4 protein-coding genes are annotated in these 3,728 nt (G+C 71.2%); all 4 read left to right on the top strand.

From position 1 onward, the window contains the following. Positions 1-93 precede the first annotated feature (93 nt). From AB0M20_RS31905 to AB0M20_RS31890, 4 genes are read left to right on the top strand one after another with little or no spacing between them, the layout of a single operon-like run. Positions 94-759, top strand: coding sequence for a VOC family protein (locus AB0M20_RS31905; RefSeq protein WP_364304042.1), 666 nt, complete (start codon positions 94-96; stop codon positions 757-759). After that, positions 759-1,727, top strand: coding sequence for a fumarylacetoacetate hydrolase family protein (locus tag AB0M20_RS31900; RefSeq protein WP_364304041.1), 969 nt, complete (start codon positions 759-761; stop codon positions 1,725-1,727). The genes AB0M20_RS31905 and AB0M20_RS31900 overlap by 1 nt, the downstream gene beginning before the upstream one ends. Continuing rightward, complete coding sequence (locus AB0M20_RS31895) at positions 1,724-2,506, top strand: SDR family NAD(P)-dependent oxidoreductase (RefSeq protein WP_364304040.1); 783 nt, start codon at positions 1,724-1,726, stop codon at positions 2,504-2,506. Before AB0M20_RS31900 ends, AB0M20_RS31895 begins: the two co-directional genes overlap by 4 nt. 24 nt (positions 2,507-2,530) lie before the next feature. Continuing rightward, the gene (locus AB0M20_RS31890) at positions 2,531-3,709 is read left to right on the top strand and encodes an alpha/beta fold hydrolase (RefSeq protein WP_364304039.1); all 1,179 of its coding nucleotides are present in this window, start codon (positions 2,531-2,533) and stop codon (positions 3,707-3,709) included. Positions 3,710-3,728: the final 19 nt, after the last annotated feature.

The raw sequence follows: 3,728 nt of genomic DNA, 5'->3' as shown, positions 1-3,728 counted from the left end.
AAAAAATGCGATTAAACGATTGAAAGAACAATAAAAAAGCAAGCGACTACGATAATAGACCTCGCCGCCCGCATCGCCGCCGACGGAGTGCAGTTGGTCAGCGAGCCTGGTGCGCTGCAGACGCCCGGCGGCGGGTACGGCTTCCGGTTCTTCGACAACGAGGGCCGCACGGTCGAGATCAGCTCGGATGTCGCCGTCCGGCAGCACCGCAAGATCGAGGAGGGCGAGTCCATCCCGGTCCGGCTGTCCCACGTGGTCATCAACTCGGCCGACCCGGACAGCACGCGGGCCTTCTACGAGAAGCACCTCGCCTTCGCCCTGTCGGACACCCTGATGCACCCGCGGATGGGCGAGATGATGTGGTTCATGCGGGTGAACAACTGGCACCACAGCATGGCGATCGCCCGCGGCCCGCACCCGTCGCTGCACCACGCGTCGTTCGAGATGCGCGGCATCGACGAGTACATGCGCGGCACCGGCCGGCTGCTGCGCGCCGGCGTGGAGAAGATCTGGGGTCCGGGCCGGCACCTCGCCGGCAACAACACCTTCAGCTACTTCCTCGACCCGCACGGCAACACCGTCGAGTACACCACCGAGCTGGAGCAGATCGACGAGGACAACTGGCACCCGCACATGTACGACTTCTCCGACCCGGCGGTCAGCGACCAGTGGGGCACGGCGAACGCGATGAACGAGTTCGTCGCGAAGCGGTCGTTCAACGACCCGGACAAGGGCCTGTTCGTGGCCCCGCCGGTCTGATGCGGATCGCCACCTGGGAGGCGGACGGGCAGTCCCGTTCGGGCGTCGTCGGCGACGCCGGACTGCACGCGTTCCCGGCCGGGACGACCACGCTGGACGTGGTCCGGGCCGGGTTGCCGGCCGCGCTGGACCTCGGCACGGCGGCTTTGCGGCAGCCGGCCGTGCCGCTGGACACCGTCCGGCTGCTGCCCCCGCTGCAACCGCCCACGGTGCGTGACTTCGTCGCGTTCGAGGAGCACGTCGAGGGCGTACGCAAGAGCATCGACGGCGTGGGCGGCGTGGTGCCGCAGTGGTACGAGGCGCCGACGTTCTACTTCACCAACCCGTACGCGCTGGTCGGCGCCCACGACGACGTCGCGGTGCCGCCCGGCTCGCAGCAGCTCGACTTCGAGCTCGAGGTGGCTGTGGTCGTCGGCCGGGACGGCGCCTCGCTGAGCCCCGAGCAGGCCGGTGACCACGTCTTCGGCTACACCGTGCTCAACGACTGGTCGGCCCGTGACCTGCAGCGCCGCGAGATGAAGGTCAGCCTGGGCCCGGCCAAGGGCAAGGACTTCGCCAGTACGCTCGGACCCTGGCTGGTCACCGCCGACGAGCTGGAGCCCCACCGCGACGCCGACGGGTTCCTGCCGCTGGACATGCGGGTGTCGGTCAACGGCACCGAGGTCGGCCAGGATCTGCTGTCCAACATGGGGTGGCCGTTCGAGGACCTGATCGCCTACGCCTCCCGCGGCACCGAGGTCCGTGCCGGGGACGTCCTCGGCTCCGGCACCTGCGGCAACGGCGGCTGCCTGGCCGAGCTGTGGGGCCGCCGCGGCCGGCTCGACCCGCCACCGCTGCGGCCCGGTGACGTGGTGGAGATGACCGTCGAGGGCATCGGGACCATCCGCAACCGCGTCGTTGCCGGGCTCGACCTGCCGCCGGTCCGTCCGGCCCGGCCACGGCCGCGCACCCGGAAGCGGCCGGCGTGACCGGCCGGCTGGCCGGCAAGGTGGCTCTGATCACCGGCACGGCCGGCGGGCAGGGCCGCGCGGCCGCGCTGATGTTCGCCCGCGAGGGCGCCGTCGTGGTCGGCACCGACGTCAACGCCACGGGGTCGGCCGAAACGGTGGACCTGGTCCGCGCGGCCGGTGGCCGGATGGACAGCACCCACCCGCTGGACCTGGCCGACGAGACCCACGTTCGGGCCTGGGTCGAGGGGGCCGCCACTGCACACGGCGGCATCGACATCGTCTACAACAACGCCGGCGCCACCCGCTTCGCGCCGATCGCCGACACGTCCTACGCCGACTGGTCGTTCACCCTGCGCAACGAGCTCGACCTGGTCTTCCTGGTCACCCGTCAGGCGTGGCCCCACCTGGTGGCCCGCGGGGGCGGCAGCGTGCTGCTGGTCGGCTCCACCGCCGGCCTCACCGGGTCGCTCACCAACACCCGGATCGCGCACACCGCGTCGAAGGGCGGCGTCGTCGCGATGACCAAGCAGCTGGCCGCCGAGGGCGCCGCGCACGGCATCCGGGTCAACTGCGTCAGCCCGGGCATGATCCGCACCCCGGCCACCGAGGGTGACCTGCTCGCCGCCGACCATCCGATGCGGACCATCGCCCGGGCCATCCCGATGGGCCGGATCGGCACGCCGGAGGAGGTCGTCCGCTGCGCCCTCTTCCTCGCCTCCGACGAGGCGTCGTACGTCACCGGCGCCAACCTCATGGTCGACGGCGGCTGGTCCGCCGTCCTGCCCGGCGCCTGCTGATCACCCCGAAGAGAGGACCATCCCGTGTTCGAGTACTTCCCGGGCAACTACGTCTGGAACCTGGGCGTCGTCGCCGCCCTCAACAGCGGTGGGCTGATCGACGAGGTCGACCGCGCCTGCCGGCCGATCCGGGAGGCCGCGACCCGCGGGGAGGACGCCGGGACGGGGGACTTCCTGAGCGCCTGGGCCGCGCTGACCGATCAGCTGGTCGAGCAGGCGGAGACGGCGGAGAAGGCCGGCCACCGCCGCACCGCCGGGCAGCTGTACTTCCGGGCCACCAACTACCTGTGCCAGGCCGAGCGGATGCTGGCTCACTCGAACCCCGACCGGGTGCCGACGTACCGCCGGGTGCTGGAGCTGGCCCAGAAGGCCTTCACCCTGCACAGCCCGGGGATCTCCCGCGTCGAGATCCCCTATGAGGGAACGACGCTGCCCGCCTACTTCAGCGCCGCCCCGGCTGCCGCCGCTGCCGCATCAGGGCCGGCGCCGGTCGTCGTGCTGGTGAACGGCCTGGATTCCACCAAGGAGCACATGTACTCGTCGGGCCACTGGGAAGAGCTGGCCGCCCGCGGCATCTCCTGCCTGATGCTCGACCAGCCCGGCACCGGCGAAGCCCTGCGCCTGCAGGGGCTCACCGCCCGGATCGACACCGAGGCCTGGGCCGGCGCCGCCGTCGACTGGCTCGTCACGCGTGACGACGTGGACCCGGCCCGGATCGGGATCGTGGGCTGGTCGCTGGGCGGCTACTACGCGCCGCGCGCCGCCGCCTTCGAGAAGCGGTTCGCCCTGGTCGTCGCTTGGGGCGCCAACCACAACTGGGGTGCGGTGCAGCGCCGCCGGCTGGAGCGGGAGGGCGAGCGGCCGGTCCCGCACTACTGGGAGCACGTGCTCTGGGTGTGGGGGCACGACGACCTCGACTCGTTCATCGACTTCGCCGACGACGTGCACCTCGACGGTGTCGTCGAACGCATCACGGTCCCGTTCCTCATCGCGCACGGCGCCAACGACCGGCAGATCCCGCTGGAGTACGCGCACCGCTCGTACGAGCAGGCCGTCAATTCCCCCAAGCGGGACCTGCGGATCTTCACGCGAGAGGAGGGCGCGACCGAGCACATCGGTCTCGATCACCTGCCGTTCGTGAGCACCTTCATCGCCGACTGGGTGGCCGACACGTTCGCCGAGGTCCGGCCCGCCGGCTCCTGACACCCACCGCTCCCGTGCC

The organism is Actinoplanes sp. NPDC051633 (genome assembly GCF_040681735.1).
In the GTDB taxonomy this organism is placed as follows: Bacteria; Actinomycetota; Actinomycetes; order Mycobacteriales; family Micromonosporaceae; genus Actinoplanes.
Note: the sequence above shows the minus strand (reverse complement) of the source record. Positions and strands in the feature narration are given on the sequence as shown.

Bases quoted from the DNA above. Each gene is read 5' to 3' on its own strand.
- AB0M20_RS31900 (WP_364304041.1), top strand. From the start codon at position 759: ATGCGGATCGCCACCTGGGAGGCGGACGGGCAGTCCCGTTCGGGCGTC.